The organism is Hymenobacter sp. DG01 (genome assembly GCF_006352025.1).
Classification (GTDB): Bacteria; Bacteroidota; Bacteroidia; order Cytophagales; family Hymenobacteraceae; genus Hymenobacter.
In genome coordinates, this window is record NZ_CP040937.1 from 137,781 (window position 1) to 156,265 (window position 18,485).

9 protein-coding genes are annotated in these 18,485 nt (G+C 52.5%); 7 read left to right on the top strand and 2 right to left on the bottom strand.

From position 1 onward, the window contains the following. Window positions 1-359 precede the first annotated feature (359 nt). Complete coding sequence (locus FGZ14_RS20815; protein ID WP_139926237.1) at window positions 360-551, bottom strand: hypothetical protein; 192 nt, start codon at window positions 549-551, stop codon at window positions 360-362. 435 nt (window positions 552-986) lie between these two features. Here FGZ14_RS20815 and FGZ14_RS20820 point away from each other — a divergent pair, with 435 nt between their 5' ends. The 5 genes from FGZ14_RS20820 (at window position 987) to FGZ14_RS20840 (ending at window position 15,543) form a co-directional block, all read left to right on the top strand. Further along, complete coding sequence (locus tag FGZ14_RS20820) at window positions 987-7,016, top strand: LamG-like jellyroll fold domain-containing protein (RefSeq protein WP_139926239.1); 6,030 nt, start codon at window positions 987-989, stop codon at window positions 7,014-7,016. Window positions 7,017-7,446: 430 nt separating this feature from the next. Next, a complete protein-coding gene (locus FGZ14_RS20825; protein WP_139926240.1) occupies window positions 7,447-7,932 on the top strand; it encodes an OmpH family outer membrane protein in 486 nt (161 codons plus the stop codon). Beyond that, window positions 7,929-8,546 carry a hypothetical protein gene (locus tag FGZ14_RS20830; RefSeq protein WP_139926242.1) on the top strand — a complete coding sequence of 206 codons (618 nt, stop codon included), beginning with the start codon at window positions 7,929-7,931 and terminating at the stop codon, window positions 8,544-8,546. The genes FGZ14_RS20825 and FGZ14_RS20830 overlap by 4 nt, the downstream gene beginning before the upstream one ends. Before the next feature lie 54 nt (window positions 8,547-8,600). Then, window positions 8,601-13,778, top strand: a complete 5,178-nt coding sequence (locus FGZ14_RS20835) for an RHS repeat protein (protein ID WP_139926244.1) — start codon at window positions 8,601-8,603, stop codon at window positions 13,776-13,778. A gap of 31 nt (window positions 13,779-13,809) precedes the next feature. Then, window positions 13,810-15,543: a T9SS type A sorting domain-containing protein gene (locus tag FGZ14_RS20840; protein ID WP_139926245.1), complete on the top strand. Its 1,734-nt coding sequence runs from the start codon at window positions 13,810-13,812 to the stop codon at window positions 15,541-15,543. 10 nt (window positions 15,544-15,553) lie between these two features. Here FGZ14_RS20840 and FGZ14_RS20845 read toward each other — a convergent pair whose 3' ends face one another. Then, on the bottom strand, window positions 15,554-15,964 hold the full coding sequence (locus FGZ14_RS20845) for a hypothetical protein (RefSeq protein WP_139926247.1): 411 nt from the start codon (window positions 15,962-15,964) through the stop codon (window positions 15,554-15,556). A 686-nt stretch (window positions 15,965-16,650) separates the two neighbouring features. Between FGZ14_RS20845 and FGZ14_RS20850 the strand changes: the two genes are divergently transcribed. Both FGZ14_RS20850 and FGZ14_RS20855 read left to right on the top strand, forming a co-directional pair. Further along, a complete protein-coding gene (locus FGZ14_RS20850; RefSeq protein ID WP_139926249.1) occupies window positions 16,651-17,619 on the top strand; it encodes a tyrosine-type recombinase/integrase in 969 nt (322 codons plus the stop codon). A 383-nt stretch (window positions 17,620-18,002) separates the two neighbouring features. Then, window positions 18,003-18,170 (top strand): hypothetical protein, encoded by a 168-nt coding sequence (locus FGZ14_RS20855; protein WP_180754638.1) that lies wholly within the window; start codon window positions 18,003-18,005, stop codon window positions 18,168-18,170. Window positions 18,171-18,485: the final 315 nt, after the last annotated feature.

An 18,485-nucleotide genomic window follows, 5' to 3' on the forward strand; every position in this document is an offset into this window, starting at 1 on the left:
ACACAGTCACTGAGTATGCTGGCGGCACCGTTACCGGCACATTCCACTTTGCCGGACATAGCCTAAGCACAGGGGCTACAAAAACTATCTCCGATGGCAACTTCAGCACTCAAGTGCAGTAGCCAATAGTCGTAAACGTAAAGCCCGCCGAGGCCCTCATAGGTCGCGCCATCGTTCACTTAAAGGGTGATTTAGGAAGGCCGCGAACGGCAGTAGTGATTGGGACACGGTTTGGAGCTTAGGGTAATTTTATCCCTCGCTGCTATAAGAAGGCCAAATCCTACTTGATAAGTGCTTCGCACAATCTGCCCCGTTGCAACAAGGACCTCTACTAGGCGACGCTTATCTGCCGCGGGCAGCTACTGCACTTTTTCCCGCAAGTGAATAAGTACGTTGGCCTGCCGGTCATCGGGCACACGTTTGATGCGGCGCAGTGCGTTGAGCAGCTGCCGCATGCCTATTTCTTCCAGCCCGCCGGCGCCGGCGTTGCGCACGTAGCGGACGCGCACGGTGCCTATTTGCCTAGCCAGCTTGGGCCGGGGCAATTTCAATCTCGCCGGGGACCTATGTAGTCAATCCGCGCCGGTTGAATTTGCCATTGCTATGTTCATCCTTACGCAACGCCGTGCTATATCACTTGCCGCAACAGATGGTCGCTTAAATCATGCCTCAATGCACCAAAAACCGTACTCTGGATCACCAAGAAGTGGTAGCACCATTGGAATCTACGGTATAGTCCTTATCCATAATAGGTTATACTCAAAATAGGAAAATATTCATCCGACTTGTAATTCCACATTCTATATTTGTTGCGACTTGGTGCGCCAACCACCTACATTCCGTCCTATTCCCCGTTGGCCATTCCTATTGCTGCTAAAGCCTCTCGCCTTTGAAGAGCGGCCGTCTGATTACCTCCAGTTAGGGTAACAGGTATTCTTGTGCCTAGTTCATCCGACCAGTATAGTTTCTCATATATCGTTGCTTGCATGAAGCACCTGCTACGCTCTGGTTCTTTTATTTTCCCGCTATTGGTAAGCCTAGTCACAGCTTCCCAAGCGCAAACGACCGGACCGACCGGCTTGACAAACGGTTTAGTCACCTGGCTGCAATTGGATGAGCAAGCAGGCAATCTCGCTCAAGATGTGTCCGGCTCCGGCCATTCTGCCTTTATAGATAATGGGACAGCTGGTGTAGTTTCCGGCCGAATTGTGGATAGTGGTGCATTATTCCTATCTGGATCTAAGACACTACGTATACCACTTTCTTGGCAACCCGCCCGCTTCACTATTTCTTGGTGGGTAGCTCCTAATACGCGGGGGGCTTGGACGCAAGCTGTCAAAGCTGGCTGGTGGGGTGGCTTTCTCTTCCATACCTCACCAGATGGAACTATTTATGCAGGGACGGATCTAGGTAACCGGATTACAACAGCCCCAGGAACATTTGAAGTAAATGCGTCATCGTCACAATTGAGATGGCAACTATATACGTTTACCTTCGAAAAGGATGCTGCTAGTGATGCGACTACTGGTACAGGACGGCTATACAAGAATGGAATAGAGGTTGGAAGTCGTACCACCATGCGTTTACCTAATGCGTGGACAGAATTAACTTTCGGCTCACCAGACAGCCAGTTTTCTGCTGATGGATATTATGACGATGTACGTGTCTATGATCGGGCCTTGTCCACAACGGAGGTACTGCAGCTAGTTTCAAACACAGCTAAAATACATACACCACCTTCTGCTCCTTCGCAGGATCTGGCTCGAAACTGGCGCATGAGCCGCTCATACGACGAGAATGGGAATGTCGTTGGCGAAAGCAAATCATTTACTGACGCACTGGGTCGTGGTATACAAAGTCAGGTAAAAAACCAAACAGCTGGTCATATTCTGGCTACGCAGACGGTGTATAGCTCTGGGGGTAAACCGGTGCTTTCCACCTTGGCCGCCCCCATCAATAATGCTGCATTCAGTTACAAAGAGAAATTTTTTACAGTAGGCGGATACGATTACGGCCCTATCAATTTTGAGGGGGCCAAATCCTCTAACCCGGATGTGCCAGACTATACAGGAATCGGCACCCTACGTTACTACTACAGCAGCCAGAACGCGCTGGAGCCGTTAACTCCCGCAACCGCCTATCCCTTTAGTCTAACAGAAGAATATGGCGGACCCTTAGGAGGAATAAAGCGCGCTGCAGGACCTGGAGAAGTTTTTCGGATGGGTGCTGGCCGGGAGACCAAATCCCGGGAGCTTCCCATGCTCAATGAGTTGGATCATTACCTGAGCATGCGGTCCTCGTTTGTCCCTACTCCAACGGGAGTATCGCTGAAACTTCAGGGCCTCAAGTCAATCAGCGTCGACACGGAAGGAAAAGAGAGTATTTCCTTCGCCGATAAAGAAGGACAAGTGCTGGCCACTTGCCTGAGTGGACCTCAATACACGGGAGTGGTTGTAGAGGCAGCCATTCACTCTGACCCAGCTAATACCTCGGGATTACCTGTATACCAGGACATTCACATTCCAGCTGCCGGGCCAGCAACTTTAACAATTGGGGGGGATGGTTCCCTGGATATTCTTAATCTCACCACGGATGCTGTAACATCCTACTCGTATCCGTGGCCTACGATTTCGCTGGCACCTGGTTTCTACCGTGTCCTCTCCACCCGGAACAACCAATCGGTTCGTTACCTGGCACGTTACGGGGACTTCAGCTATTCCTTCTATGATGATGCTCGCCGGGTAGTAGCGACTGTCGCGCCCAGAGGAGTAGGTTCACTTGCAACTCAAGCGGGTAATGCGCCCACTGGAAGGGTCGGCCAATGGTCGTTTAATGAAGGAACCGGCGTAACTACGGCAGAATCCTCTGGTAATCCCCTTTCAGGTACTCTCCTAAATGGGGCTGCTTGGACTGCTTCTGCAGGTACTTCCGGAACTTTGTGCGGATTAAAAACAGAGCACCAGGGAACACTCGATCTGAACGCGCCCGCCGGCACTCGTATTACAGGTATCAAGTCAGCGCGGTACGGTACCGGGCAGGGAAATGACTGTGCTTCCTTTACGTTTGATCCGGCCTGTAGCGCTGATGTAACGGACCGGGTAAGCAGCTTGGCTGCAGCACAGCTCGCAAATAATCCGGCAGTAATTTCTATCTCAGCCGATAACAATACACTTGGTATTGATCCGTGTGGGGGACAAGTGAAGGTATTGAAAATAGAAGCTACTTATATCCCATCGAATCCACTGACATCTCCAGCAGGCGGAAGTTGTGTGCTATTCGATGGACAGGATGACTACGTTCGCGTTGGAGATGCCCCAGCATTACGGATGACGAATACATTGACTTTGGAGGCGTGGATTTATCCTACTGCCAACAAAGACGGCATCATCCTGAACAAAGAAAACGAATACGAAGTAGCTCGTTTTGCCGATGGCTCCATCCAGTGGGCCTTTGCCAATACTAACCCGGGGTGGGCCTGGGTTAACACCGGTATTGTAGTTCCTCTCAATACCTGGGCACACATTGGCATCACTTACGATAATGGTGTCGTGAAGGCCTACCTGAATGGAGTGCAAGTAGGTACCGCGTACGCCGGTGCTGGTTCAATCCGCTACAACGGGGGGGAATTCTGGATTGGAGGCAGACAATGCTGCCCGCAGTTTTTCCAAGGTGCACTTGACGAAGTGCGGGTGTGGAACACCATTGTTCAGCCCTCGACAAGCTCTACAACGCAACCGGCCTTCACTACCCGTTACACCTACAGCGGAGTAGGCACACTACTTAGCACGGAAAGCGTTGACAAGGGCAAATCGGAGTACGTGTATGCCCGCGACGGTCGCATCCGCTTCTCACAAAGTGCTCTCCAGAAGCAGCAAGGTCGGTTTTCCTATAGCAATTACGACGAGGTAGGCCGGGTGGTAGAATCCGGGGAATACACCATGGCTACGGACCTGAGCCAAGGGTTTGTATTTGAGAATCATCTCACCGCCAGCCCGCGAACGAACAGTGTTCTACAACTACTGGAAGACCGTACCCCCAGTGGCGGCCTGGACCAGGCCCGCTGCTCGCAACGCAACCAGGTATGGTACGATGAAGCCACTGGTGACGTGCCGGATCCTGACCGTACTCAGGAGTTCGTGCTAGGGGCCGTGGCCAAAACCAGCAACGGCAGCAGCACGACGTGGTACAGCTACGATGACCAGGGCCGCGTGACTTGGCTAGTGCAGCAAGTGCCGGGCGTGGGCAAGAAAACGGTAGACTACACGTATGATTTCTTGGGTAACGTGCTGGAAGTGGCCTACCAGAAGGGGCAGCCGGATGCTTTCTACCACCAGTACGAGTACGACGCCGACAAGCGCCTGCGTAGCGTGTATACCTCTACCGACGGGCTACCGACGAGCCGTACGCTACAGGCGCGCTACCATTATTACCTGCATGGCCCGCTCAAGCGGGTGGAACTGGCAGGCAATCTGCAAGGGCTGGATTACGCCTACACGGTACAGGGCTGGCTTAAGAGCATCAATAACGCGCAGAAAGGCCTTGATCCTGGTCAGGACAGCCCCGCTAGCACCGGGATGCTTAAAGACCTGTTTGGTATGCGGCTGGATTATTTCGATGGCGACTACCGGAGCCGGCAGCTGACGGCCCCGAACCTGACCAGCTCGACCAGTCAGCCCATTGAAACCCATTACGATGGCAGCGTACGAGCCAACAGCTGGCACACGGCCGCCGCTACCAAAGTGCACAGCTACGCTTACCGTTACGATGCGAAAGGTCAGCTGCTGCAGTCTGACTACGGTGAGCTGATCGGCGGTTCCCTCCTGCAATACAACACCGACCCCAATCTGAAGCCGTTTGAGGAAGGTAACCTGAGCTATGATGCGCACGGCAATATTCAAACCATGCGCCGCCGCGATGGTGCAGGTTTCGCCACCGATGATTTTACCTATGAATATACTCCGGGCACCAATAAACTGGCGCGGGTAAAAAACCAGGCGGGCAACGCGGAGTTGGAGTACGAGTATGATGTGAATGGACAGATGACTCGGGAATTAGACTACCGGGGGGGGCGTTCTAAGTTTTTAAGCTACGATGTAACGGGCAAAGTAACGGGCGTGTACCGGGATGCGGCGCGGCGTAATTTGCTAGCCACGTATACCTACGACGACCGGGGTTTCCGCTCATCTAAATCCGTATATGACAGCAATGGCTACCAAGTAGAACGAATCACCACCTACGTGCGCGACGCGGCTGGCAACGTGCTGGGCACCTACGAGCAGGGGGCTGGCAAGGCCCAGCAGCTCACCGAGCTGCCGCTCTACGGCTCCAGCCGCCTGGGCATGCTCACCCGCGTGGAGGACAACACCGGCACCAACGCCTTTGATGCCCGCTACGAGTTGAACGACCAGCTCGGCAATGCCCGCGTGGTATTCCACCGGCCCACTACCGCCACCTATCTGGCCACCATGGAAGATGGGCAGCGTGAAACCGAGGAAAGCCAGTTTGAGAACCTACCCGCTACCCGTGTTGCTGGGGTTGCGTGGCAGGGCAGTTACTCGGCCCGTATCCGGTCCTCTGGTGCACCAGTGGTGGGCCCGAAGAAGACGATCCTCAATGTGCAGAAGGGCGACACCGTTACCTTCTCATCCATGGTACACTACGCGGCCAACAACCAGGGCCGCCCAGCAGCCCGCTCCATTACGCCCTACGCCGTAGCCGGGGCCATGGTAGCCGGGGTGCCGCAGGGCGTAGCCCAGCCCACCCCGGAAGGCACTTCCCGCCTCAGTAAGCTGGGGCAGGCACTTAGCCGCCTTACCGCCGGAGTATCTCTTGACCTGCTGGGCCAACGAGTTGCCCGGACTGCTAGCCTGGCGGCTGTTCCCCCAGTGTACCTGCGCTACCGGCTCTACGACCCGGCAAACAACCAGACCATCCAGGAAGGCACCGTGAATGCCACGGCGCAGGCCGGCATGGCTTGGGAGGAGTTGAAAACCGGTGTGCGGATGAGCCAGGGTGGTAACTTGGAGTTGACCACCGTTAGCGCCTCCTTCGATAACGATGCCTTCTTCGACCAAATTACAGTGGAGCATACTGGTGGAGCCATTGTACAGGAGCAACACCAGTATGCCTTTGGCTCCCCGCTCACGGGTCTCAACTACGTTGTTGGAAACAAGCGCTACCGCCATGGCTACCAGGGCCAGTTCACCGAGAAGGATGAGGAAACCGGCTACGACAGCTTCGAGTTGCGCCTTTACAATAGCCGCATTGGTCGGTGGATGTCATATGACCCAGAAGGACAGTTTTATTCACCTTACGTAGGAATGGGGAATAATCCTGTGTCGGATGTAGATCCAGATGGAGGGCTTTCGCACCCTCCAGGTACAGGTTTATCAAAACTAAAAAATATAAATTCTGGGTATATGAAAGTAGCTACTGATGCAACTAGTGTGTCAACAAGAACTTCTACGGGACTCGCATTAGTCAAACTAGCAGCTTCACAAAGAAATGTGCCTGATGTAACAGAGAAATTCGATAATCAACTAAAGCAGACATGGGATTATTTTTCTGATGCCAATGAGAAGTTTAATACTGCATACAATCAGGCTATTGAATCTGGCAATGGCAAAAACGTACAAGATGTATTGGTAGAAAGAATTAAATTTTTTAGCGATAAAGTAAAAACAGGGGCGCCTTTCGATATAAAGCAAAAAGGCAAAGGATATACACCTAGAGAACTTGGTGGCGAGTTTGTTAGATATCATGGCATAGTAATGAGATACGATGATTTTGGGAACTATAATTATGGCTTGGCTGCTAAAGCTTTCGGTATTTCCCTTGAATTTGCAAAAAAAGCAGCAGGACTTAATCAATTATCCAAAATATTTTCAAGACCTAGTCTAGTATTTCCAACCAATATAGATGGGCTATTTGATGACCCAAGGGATACACAAATGATAATTAGAGGTTATAGTCATCCCATGATTAGAAACGCGTATCTCAAGCCTGGAAAAAAATGAGAAAAATCACGATAGTTTCCTTGTTAATTTCATGTTCATGTAGCGACAAAAAAATACATGACCAAATATATTTTAATGATAATTTCAATAAAGTTCAAAATACTATAATTGAAGTAGATAGCATGCTAAAAAGTAATGCATTTGAAAATTTCGATATAGACCTTGAGAGTGATCCAATTAAAATAATTTCAGATACAATTAATACTAGTTTACTGAATAAATTAAAAATACTTAAAAACAATAATATAACGTATATATATAAAGATAATTTCAGTAATTATATATTTTTTGGTTATTTTAGCGCTAGCAACGAAGATCCGATATATATGAGACAAATAATTGTAGGTAAAGAGGATAATAACGTAATACTATATTATAATAATATTATAACGAAGAGAGAAAGATTAATTTTAATTTCCCCAAAAAACATATGATAAAATTTCAGATTTTAATTCTACTAGTTTCTTCCTTGCTGCTAACTGAGTGTAAAACCTTAGTAAGGTATATAAACCCCACTAAGTTGATGCAAGGTTACCAAGGTGCCATTGTCAAGCGTGCGGCTTTTACGGCCAAGGCCAAGACCTGGCAGTTGAACCTGGATTCGCTGACTAAGGAGCTGAGCGCCTTGCCGCCCTCGGCTACCCAGGCCCGCAAAGCCAAGGAGCAGCAGTACCTGCAATACCGTGAGGCCTTGCAGCAGCAGGCTGCGGCTGAACAGCAGAAGCTGGATAAGGAGGTGCTGGATGAGGTGAATGCCTACATCAAGCAGTACGGCAAGGAGAAAGGCTACGACTTTATCCTAGGCGCTACCGACAACGGCAACATCGTGTACGCCGCTGAGGGCACCGACGTAACCGAGGAGGTACTGAAGGGCTTGAACGAGCAATACGCCAAGCAGCATCCCGCCACGCCATGAGCCACGCTTTCCTGAAGCGGCTGGTGATATTGGCCGGCTTAGGTGGGAGCCTTACCGGCTGCTGCTCGAGCAGCTTGGAGGCCCCGGCTTTGCGCGCCTACGTGCAGGACCCGGCCCATGGCTTAGTGCAGCACACTACCGTTGGTAGTGCTGAACTCACCTGTGCCTACCGTCCCACCGAATTGCTGGTGGCCCAGGAACTGGCCAACCCCAACAGCATCACCGCGTCCCCAGATTCGGTGCGGCGGCAGTTTGCGGGCCGGCAGTACTTCACGTTGTCGCTCGCTCAAGATGGGGCCGAAATCGAAAATCAGTTCATCACCAACCCCACGGCCCTGACCAATGCCTTGGCCTACCTCAATACCGGTATTGCCGCCGATGTATTTCTGGTAACAGCCGGTCATGACTCCATCCCGGCCCTGACCAGCGCCTACCCCCGGCAATACGGGGCTACGGGTCGCTCCACAGTGCTGCTCATCTTCCAGGCCTCCGGGCTACCGCAAAACCAAGATTTTCAGCTGGTCTACCGCGACACACATTTTGGCCTGGGCACCGTGCAGTTTTCCTTCAAAGGCCCTGATGTAGTGGCCATTCCCACCCTGAAACTTCCCTGACGGCTACTTCTGGTCGTCCTTCTCTGCCTTATATCGACTTACCGCTACTCCCTTATGTTTTTTCGTAATCGTGTGCTGGTGCGGGCAACCGCCAGCCTGCTGCTGCTGGAAACCGTTGTCAACCTCGTGCTGCCAACCTTGTCCTACGCCAGCATGGGTCCCGGGCAGCCAGAATTCACCAGCTACGAAGCACCCGGCTCCACCGACATGGTGAACATGACCACCGGGGACTTCACCTTCAACATCCCGGTGCTTGACATTCCCGGTCCCGAGCGCAGCTTCTCGCTTCCGCTTACCTACCGCGCCGGTATCCGGCTAGAGCAAGAAGCTTCCTGGGTGGGGTTAGGCTGGTCGCTCAACCCTGGTGCCATTGCCCGCGGCCTCAACGGCTACCCCGACGATGCCGTGAACGACCCCAATACGACTACCTACAAAAAAACCTATGCCAAAGGGTGGACCGGCGGCATACCCGGCGTGCTGGATTTGGCCTGGGATTCGAATACTGGCCACAGTGGTACCGCCGATCTGATCGGCTTAGCCAGCGTGGGCTGGGAGAACGGAAAAGTAAATTCCGGGGACCTGATCGGGGTGAAATATACCAAGGGGCAGGGCATCAGCGTCGACCCCATCCGCATGGCAGGAGCAGCCCTGACCGTTGCCAGTGTCGGAGCCGCCGGCTCCGTGTCGGCCGGCGCGGCAGTAGCTGGGAAGCAGCTGGGCCAGAGCGTGGGAACAGGGGTAGCCATGAGTATGATGCTCGGCAAATCCGGTGGTTCTGGTGGCGGCTTCAACCGCCCGATCGTTAAGAAGGAAAAGCGCTTTTTACACACCAACTATTGGGTCTTCTCCAACGACACGAAAGCGGAGATGATGTACGGCTCGTTGTATTTCGACAACATGGGCCGGGCGGTGAAGTCAAACGCTCCCGAGCAAGCCAATCACCCTACTCTGTTTGAGGGCTCCACCAGGATAAGTGATGCCAACAAGCCCACCACCTTTGAATATTTCCGGCGTTATGGCACCGATGCCACTGAAACCCGGGAAGTAGGCGCCGACCTGCAACAGTATGTCGGCCCCAAGGATGATAGCTACCTTGCCACGAACCTGCGCCCCCTCAGTATCGCCCACGACGATTTTTCCGTGATGGGAGAAGGAGTATCGGGCAGCATCCGTCCTTTCCGCATGGAAACAGGCACTTTGTCTTTTCCGAAAAAGATGGCGGAAAAGCATGACAAATATAACCTGGTACCGTTCCTGGGCGGCTACAAGCCCATGTTCCGGTACGAGAGTGCGCTTTCCAATGGGTACGATTACCATTCCTATGCTCCTAACGGAGTGGACGAAGTAGGAGTGGAAGGCTCTCCCAATCAAAATACCATCAGCCTTACAGACCAACGGCTGTTTTCGCGTTCCACTTCCGCGAACCGGACCGCGCCGGCCCGTACCGGCATTGTGTACAGTTCCAACTCACCAGATGAACAGCTGTTCCTGGCGAAAAACCCCTACGAAACCATGCGTCTGGTGCAGGGGAAGCGTATCAAGTGGTATTCCAACGCCGAGATTGAAAGCTTCTACGCCACCTCGCCTGACGGCAATGGCAATGGGTTTCTTGAGTTTGCGAAGCCTCAAACCAAGGCGGCTGTGAAGCGGGTGCGGGACAGGCTGGCAACCCGAGATTGCCCGCCACCTCCTCCTACCAAGGATTTGTGCCAGTACTGCGGCAATTGCGAAACGCAATACTGGATCTATAAGGACTCGGTCTACACGACAAACAACACGTTTCGTAAACTGATGCCCCGGGGAAGCATAGGCGCTTTCGCCATTACGGCCGAAGACGGCACTACATATCACTACTCGCTGCCTGTTTATCATTACAACCAGTTCAGCCGAAGCTATGAGTTAAATCCCACTGAAGGGGACAAAGGAGTATCCACTCAAACTATCGGCCAGCGGGGCCGGGACTACGGTTACGCCACGGCGTGGCTGCTGACGGCTATTACCTCCGCTGACTATGTTGACCGAGGGCAACGCGGCCTTGTTGACGAGCAAGACTGGGGCGGCTGGGTGAAGTTTCAGTACGGTCGCTTCTCATCCCGCTATAAGTGGCGCCAGCCCTACGTTGGACAAGGCTATTCCGAGTCCGACATGAACACCGCTAACTTCTCAGAAGGTGCTAAACAGACGTACTATCTGAACTCCATCAGCACCCGGACGCACACGGCGTTTTTTATCAAAAGCGTACGTAACGACGCGCGCGGGCACTTCTCGCAAGCAGACAGTACACAATCCAGCCTAGCTATCGACGAAACCAGCCCCTCATCCTCTTTGCGACTGGACGAGATTGTGCTGCTCAACAACCAAGACGTACGAAAGCTGGAAGTCACCAACGGTATCCGATCTGCCAATGATATCGGTCCGGATATTCCTGCCTTCCGGCTTAGCAGTAACAATGGGTACGATATTGCCGGCAACAACGCCACCTATAAAAGCGAGCTTGGCAACCGGGACACGTATGAATTTGTGTTGGATCAGCACGATGTGCAGGCAGATAGTCGCATCCGCAACTTCCTAACTGAGCGCGCTTTAAAGCGCATTCTTTTTAACTACAGCTACACGCTCTGCCCAGGTACATCCAGTTCTTTCCCCAGCCTCTCGGATCTCCCACCGATGGATGAGGCCAATGCCAGTACCAAGCGCACGGGTAAGCTGACCTTAGAAAGCGTGTCTACCTACGGGCCCCGCAATACAAAGTTGATTCCTGACTTCGTCTTTACCTATGGAAACAATCCCAGTTACGATAAAGATAAATGGGATGGGTTTGGTATGTATAACTCGGCTGGTACGTACTCCAACACAACGCATAATCCCTCCACTAATATTGCAACGGCTACGCAGGATGGCGCAGCCTGGTCGCTGACGGAGGTACTCAATCCGCTTGGCAGCCGTATGCAGATACGCTATGAGAGGGACCAGTACGGAAGTGTTTCAGAGTTTCCGACCGGAAAACTTACGGTCAGATCGGATGCTAGAACAAACGTCATCCAGACGCCATCGGGTTCGACAACTGACCTGACCAAATATTTCAAAGTAGGTGACTTCATTACACTAGACGGAACTATTTCTTGGAGATGGGGACCATGTGGTAGTGACCGGGACACGGGTATTGGTTCGGGAGATGAGGCTTATACAGGAACCGTACAGATATTGAGCGTCAGTTCATCTGCCATTACTGTATCTAGTGCTCCTCAGGCTCCCACCACCAACGGGCCTAACTGTCCCATAACGGTAGCTAGTTTTGTGGGAACAGTACCAGTTCCCGAAAATCGTCCTGGAGGCGATATCCGAGTTGCGGCCGTAATAACCCGGGATGAAAACAATACCGCCTCCACGGTTTTGTACAAATACCAACACTACGGCCGTCCTGATGCTACCAATAGCTCCGGGGTAATTTCTAAGCTACCGGAGTTCATTACGCGGCAGGAGCAAGACTTCTACAGCTGGTTTGACTATCCGGCTACTTCTGTTATCTACGGCAGCGTATCCGTACTGCGCGGGTCATTTCGCAACGGCGATGAAAGCGACTATGATCAGCGGGAGGAATTTACTTTCTGCACCCCGCGCTCAAGCATGGTTCGGCAAGCTGCCAGCAACACCCAAACCCTCACAACTACCTTATCCTCTTCCTTGCAACTGGAGCGGCGCATTAACAAAACGACTGTGGACGTGGGCATGATTGCTCAACCATTATCCATTCGGCGCTACAACCGTCGTGGACAAGAAGAATTTGCTTCCACATTTGCTTATGCCAACGCCGTGGATAACCAGTATGGCATTGCAGGACAAGGACGCTTTACCGAAGGGGTGATGACTGCCGAACTGCTGGAGGGAAACCGCTACCGGGTGAATCGCTCGGTGAAAGAGTATGTCCCCACTATCTTGACCACCACGCGCACGGTTGCTAACGGTATCCGGACAGAAAATACGAGCACCGTATTCGATTTTTATACGGGACAGCCCTTAGAGACAGTTTCCAGGAACTCACTTGGCATTGCATACCGCAATGTCACGGTGCCAGCATATATGCTTAATCCGTTTGCGGCAATGGGTCCAGCTGCACAGAAGCATGATAACAGCAACATGCTAACGCAGGAAGCAGCTTCCTACATCTACAAACAGGTTGGCAATGGCCCATGGAATGTAATTTCGGCGTCCATGCAGACATGGAATAACAACTGGACTGCCTATCGGCGCTACGATGAAAGTGGTACCTCGGACCGGTACTTGGAAGCGGCTAATCAGGGCAAGAACGTATGGCGTCAGCATGCTTCGTATGAATGGAACGGCATTAAGCTTAATCCGGATGGCAGCTACGCCGATTTTGTTGATTTCAATTGGTCACAATTAGGAGTAGCCGGCCAAAATGTGAACTGGTTGAAAAACTCAGAGATAATGCGCTACGACGTGTACTCGAAAGTACTCGAGAGTCGTGATATCAACCGGCAGGCAAGCAGTAAAAAGTACGGCTATAACGGAACTCAGGTGCTGGCGGCTAGTGCCAACGCCCAGTATACCGAGATGGCTTACTCCGGTGCTGAGGACCAAGTCCGTTTCACGAACGGCAGCGTTCATTTTGGTGGGGAAATTCGCAACGGTGGTACCCAAAGCACGGATAAATACCACACAGGCCTTTACAGCAGTAAAGTGCAAGGAGTACAGGAAGGATTCACTTACAAGGCACTTATTGGCCCCGAGGTGATACCTGGTCGGCGTTACCGGTTGAGTACCTGGGTGCATGAATCAGATGCTAGTCGCTCCGGTCAACTGTATGCAATTATTGGCAGCACATTGCTAGGGGCAGCAACGATTAATTCTGCCTCCGCTAAAAAGGCTGGTGAATGGTACCTGTTAAACTTGTACGTAACCGTTCCGCAGGGCAACACTGGCCAGACACTTCAGGTCGGCTGCAGAAACACTGGAAGCGGCACCGTGTATTTTGATGACTTCCGGTTCCACCCACTGCAAGCACCATTGACAGCCTACGTGTATGACGCACACACAGGCCAGCCCACACATAGCTTAGATAACGACAATCTATACACCCGCTACGAGTATGATGCTGCCGGTCAGTTAGTGAGAGTGTATAAGGAAACCTTGACCCAGCCTGGTCAAACCGCTTCAGCGGAAAAAAAGATCAAAGAAATTCAGTACAACTACGCCCGGGGATTGCAATAATCTTCAGTATTGCCCCTTTACCTTTAAGTCTATGAAAATGGTACGCTTCCGGCTGCGCTCAGCTTGTCAGAAATTCTTGTTGCAGAAATCGACTACATACGCCTCCCGATCGTTAACTAACCGGCAATTCGGCTCCTTACTGTTAGGAGTAGGGCTGGTACTTGCAACACACGGAGCGAATGCTCAATTAGTGGCACCAGTTAAGGACTGGGACCGAGTGTATGGGGGATATGAAACGGAACGGCTGAATGTGGTTATCCCCACGGCGGATGGCGGGTATTTGCTGGGACAACATTCCCAATCCGGTGCGGGAGGAACCCGTACCCAGCCCTCTCAAGGAGGTGCTGATTACTTCATTGTCAAAATTGGAGCGGACGGATCCACGCAATGGGACCGACGCTACGGCGGAACGGGGGATGATAATATCACCTGTATCAAACAGGCTCCTGATGGCGGATATTTTTTGGGCGGGACTACGCGTTCGGAAAAGTCCGGCGACGTTTCGCAGCCGCACACTGGACCGTTTAGCTACGGCGAGTCAATCGAAGATTTCTGGATTGTGCGGATTGATGCCCAAGGTAATAAGCTGTGGGACCGACGAGCAGGGGGCGACTTTTATGATAATGCCCGAGCTATGTGCCTGACGCCAGATGGAGGCGTGTTGGTTGCCGGAGGCTCCAATTCGGAGGCCAGTGGCACCAAAAGTTATAACAACCGGGGGGTGTTCGACATGTACTTGGTCAAAATTGATAAGGCGGGTATAATAGAATGGGACGAGCAATTTGGTGGCGCAGGAGATGAAGAGGCATTCGATTTGCAGCCTACAACGGATGGTGGCTACCTGCTGGCTGGTTATTCCGATACTCCTGTAGGACCGCACAAAACGTCTGCCAGTAAGGGCAAGCTGGACTATTGGCTGGTGAAGCTGTCTGCTGATGGCAAAAAGCAATGGGACCGATCCTACGGAGGCGATGAAACGGAATACCTCACGACCTTGACGCCTGCCTCGGATGGCGGCTGGCTCTTAGGTGGCCGCACTTACTCCGGTGCTTCAGGCGATAAAAGCGAAGCTTCCCGCGGTAATCTGGACTATTGGGTCTTGCGCCTAGACGCACAATACAACAAGGTGTGGGATAAAACCGTCGGCGGTGCAGGCGATGACGTGATGACTACCGCGGCTGTTACGCCGGGTAACGGATGGTTACTGGGCGGTACAACCAACTCTGACGCCTCCGGCGATAAAACGCAGGGCTCACAAGGAATGCGCGACTACTGGGTAGTCAGCCTGACGCCCCAGGGCACGAAACAATGGGATGCCCGCTTCGGCGGTGGCTACGATGAAATCATGACCGGGGTGTTACCTGCTGCCGATGGGGGCATTTTGCTCAGCGGCACCTCCCTGTCGTTGCGCTCGGGGGATAAATCTACCAACAGCATCGGGCTGGGCAGTGGCTGGTTAGTTAAGCTACGGAGCGGTGGATTCGTTACCTCCGCTCGTACACCTGCTGGACATGATGATGCTTGGCAAGTATATCCTAATCCCGCACATGATTACCTCTCTGTTCGCAAAATACAAGGTAGAAATGAGCAGGCTTCCTTTGAACTGCGAGATGCGATGGGACGCCTAGTAAGGCAAGCCACCCTGAGTGCTGCTGGTACGATTCCTTCCAGTATATCCTTAACGGGCGTGCCTACAGGAGTATATTCCTTACTCATCACAGACGCCAATGCGACTCGCTATGTACATCGCATCACGATACAGTAAATGCGCATAATCAGGTACTGGCTGGGAAGCTATCATCTGGCTTCTGCTGATGATAGCTTCCCAGCCAGTAATTTACACTTAACCACACGGAAAGCTTACCTTTCTTATGCAGGCAATAATTGCTGGAAAGCCATGCAGTAAACGGCTTACTGCTGCGGATCTTGTAGCCTGGTTCACGTAAGTGAGCGGCAATTTCCCGCAAGCTCACTACCAGCAAACTACGCAACAGCCGGGCCAGCTGGGCGGCTTGCCTGTGTGCAGGTTTGTCTGAGTGTTGCGCGGTAACAACTCCCGCAAGTGCATCCTGCTTGCGGGAAGAAATGGCCGTAGTCTTCCTCTGGGCCACGGCGGCCAGGATGCGGTGGATAAATTCATCGGCCGCCGGTAGGTCAACCGCATTGAAGCAGTTGTGGCTTTCCATGAGCGTGACTATGAAGGCGACGTTGCGGGCTAGCCGGTTGAGCCTAGCCACGAGTAGCACCGCCTGCTCTTGCTTGGCCCGGGTAATTGCAGGCAGTCGCCATGCTTCAACGCCGCTCGAGACCGTGCTCCCCGTAGCGGCCAGCTATTCTCATGATGACTTCGAAGCTTTCATGCGTCGTAGCTACCTATCACTTTGTTGGGCAAATCATCAAATCCGTGGTGAAAATCCTCTTCTGTGCCTTCGCTCAAGGCTAGATGCTACTAGCGATACGTCCCATTACCCAACCAAATCAGCTGGGCATGCTCCGTGCCTTCTCCGGGATTACCACGATAAAGTTCTGTTTAGTCTGTTTATACTTTTCAAGCAGATGCCAGGAATGAACAATTTCACTCATGAGCATAGATGGGCTACGAAAGACGGAGAGTAGCCAAGGGGAAATCACCAATTGACAGCTTCAATGTTATAAGCAGAAGTTTCTGCTCCTACTCTTATACTACTAAAGTGGCACACGTAATCAAAAAGCTACTCATCGTCTTTGGCTTTTTACAGACCCGAGGTATTTTTCCACTCTAAGCATTTATAACCACATAGTAAGGACTGATAAGGTTTACTTATCGGTCCTTATATTGTAGGCGATAAAATGACCGTTTTTCGCCTCGTTACTCCTATTATATATGTTATATATGTCCACCGAAAGTCAGCTGCCCGTACTGCCTACTTCGCCCGGTGCGCAGGTGCCCGCTCACCTGGTGGCATCCACCTCTCGCTACGTCGAGTCCGGCCTGCGCGGGGCGGCTAACACCGTGCGCGCCTACGCCGGCGACTGGAAGCGCTTCTCGGCTTGGTGTGAGCTCCACGAGCTTGCCGCGCTGCCGGCTCCGGTCGAAGCAGCGGTTGGGTTTCTGACGGAGCTGGCCGACGCGGGGAAAAAATTTGCCACCATCCAGCGCCACGCCGCCGCCATTGCCAAGGCTCACGAGCTGGCCGGCGTGGATTCGCCTACAGCCGACAAGAAACTTAAGGTGCTACTCAAGGGCATTGCCCGCGAAATCAAGACCCGCCAAAAGCAGGCCCCGGCATTTTCGCTAGCTAACTTCAAGCGTACCGTCAAGAGCATCGATGTAACCGGGTCGGCTGGATTGCGCAACCGGGCCCTGCTGCTACTGGGCTTTACCGGAGCGTTTCGCCGCTCGGAGCTGGAGGCGCTTAACATCGAAGATCTGGCCTTCGATGAGGAAGGGTTGGTCGTAACGCTGTCACAGAGTAAGACCAATCAGATGGGGCAGGCCGAGGAGAAGGCCATTTTCTATTCGCCGGATTCGGCCCTGTGTCCGATCCGGTCACTGCAGGCCTGGCTGAGGGTACTCGGTCGCACGGAAGGTCCAGTGTTCGTATCGCTGCGCAAAAACAATCAGGTCACCACCCGGCGCATGACTACCAAGTACACCAACCTGATCGTGCAGCAGCTCTTAGGGCCACAGTTCACGGCGCACTCGTTGCGGGCCTCCTTTGTGACGGTGTCCAAGCTCAACGGCGCCGATGACTCCAAGGTGATGAACCAGACGAAGCACAAAACGAGCGCGATGATTCGGCGCTACACCCGGCTGGACAATGTGCGCCAGCATAATTCGGCCAAAGAACTGGGCTTGTAGGACATGGTCACGTTTGTTGAACGGTCGTTTATGACCTATTGCAAGAAGCTTCCACCGGATGAACTGGAGTAGACCGAGCCAACTAACATTATCATCTATTGATGCTACACGGTGAATTCATCCACTATTATAACTGGTTGCGCTGCTTCCCTATCGACCTGCATACTTGTCACTTTTACTAAAGAGAACCAACTCGTGCGGCACGGATATATTGCCCGTCTTTGACGCTGTCAAGTCAATATCCTCAAGGAGCCGTTATCTCCAGGAGTATGAAAATACTTGTGACCGATAGTTCTAGGTGAGTGGGACGGGCAATCTACAACCAATTAGCTAGCCAGCATGAGGTAGTGGGTATTCACCGAGCGCTATTTTCCACCATGCGCATGGTTGCGAATTTTGTAAACACTACCCTGCTGCGAAAAACCCTACAAGGGGCGGATACCATCATCCATACAGCGGCTTTGGATGCTCCTTATGTCGGCATGGTGCCCGACCACGAGTTTGAGTGGGTGAAAGTTAAGGGCACCCGACTTTTGGTGAAAGCTGCGTAATAGGTCGGCGTGCCGCAGATGGTGTTCACGAGGACTACGGCCGTATTCGGACAATCCACATTCTCCAGCAGGGCCACCTGGATCACGCAAGAAACTACGCCGAAGCCGCACAGCATTTACCTCTACACCCAGCTGGCGGGCGAAGTGGTGCTACGCGCCGCAGCTGAACCCACGCTTGCGGTGGAAATGTTGCGCATATCGCGCTGCTTCCAGAGCCAGTAGGGTGTTGTTAAACAAATAGGGCAAAACCTCCGAGTCCGTGGTCAAATGGCTTAGTCACTTGTGATAAGGTGCAAATGCGGCGTAAGAGCATCG

What these genes read in the sequence shown, in the direction of transcription:
- FGZ14_RS20820 (WP_139926239.1), top strand. Translation starts at nt 987, where the DNA reads ATGAAGCACCTGCTACGCTCTGGTTCTTTTATTTTCCCGCTATTGGTA.
- FGZ14_RS20825 (WP_139926240.1), top strand. Translation starts at nt 7,447, where the DNA reads ATGATAAAATTTCAGATTTTAATTCTACTAGTTTCTTCCTTGCTGCTA.
- FGZ14_RS20830 (WP_139926242.1), top strand. Translation starts at nt 7,929, where the DNA reads ATGAGCCACGCTTTCCTGAAGCGGCTGGTGATATTGGCCGGCTTAGGT.
- FGZ14_RS20835 (WP_139926244.1), top strand. Translation starts at nt 8,601, where the DNA reads ATGTTTTTTCGTAATCGTGTGCTGGTGCGGGCAACCGCCAGCCTGCTG.
- FGZ14_RS20840 (WP_139926245.1), top strand. Translation starts at nt 13,810, where the DNA reads ATGAAAATGGTACGCTTCCGGCTGCGCTCAGCTTGTCAGAAATTCTTG.
- FGZ14_RS20845 (WP_139926247.1), bottom strand. Translation starts at nt 15,964, where the DNA reads ATGGAAAGCCACAACTGCTTCAATGCGGTTGACCTACCGGCGGCCGAT.
- FGZ14_RS20850 (WP_139926249.1), top strand. Translation starts at nt 16,651, where the DNA reads ATGTCCACCGAAAGTCAGCTGCCCGTACTGCCTACTTCGCCCGGTGCG.
- FGZ14_RS20855 (WP_180754638.1), top strand. Translation starts at nt 18,003, where the DNA reads ATGGTTGCGAATTTTGTAAACACTACCCTGCTGCGAAAAACCCTACAA.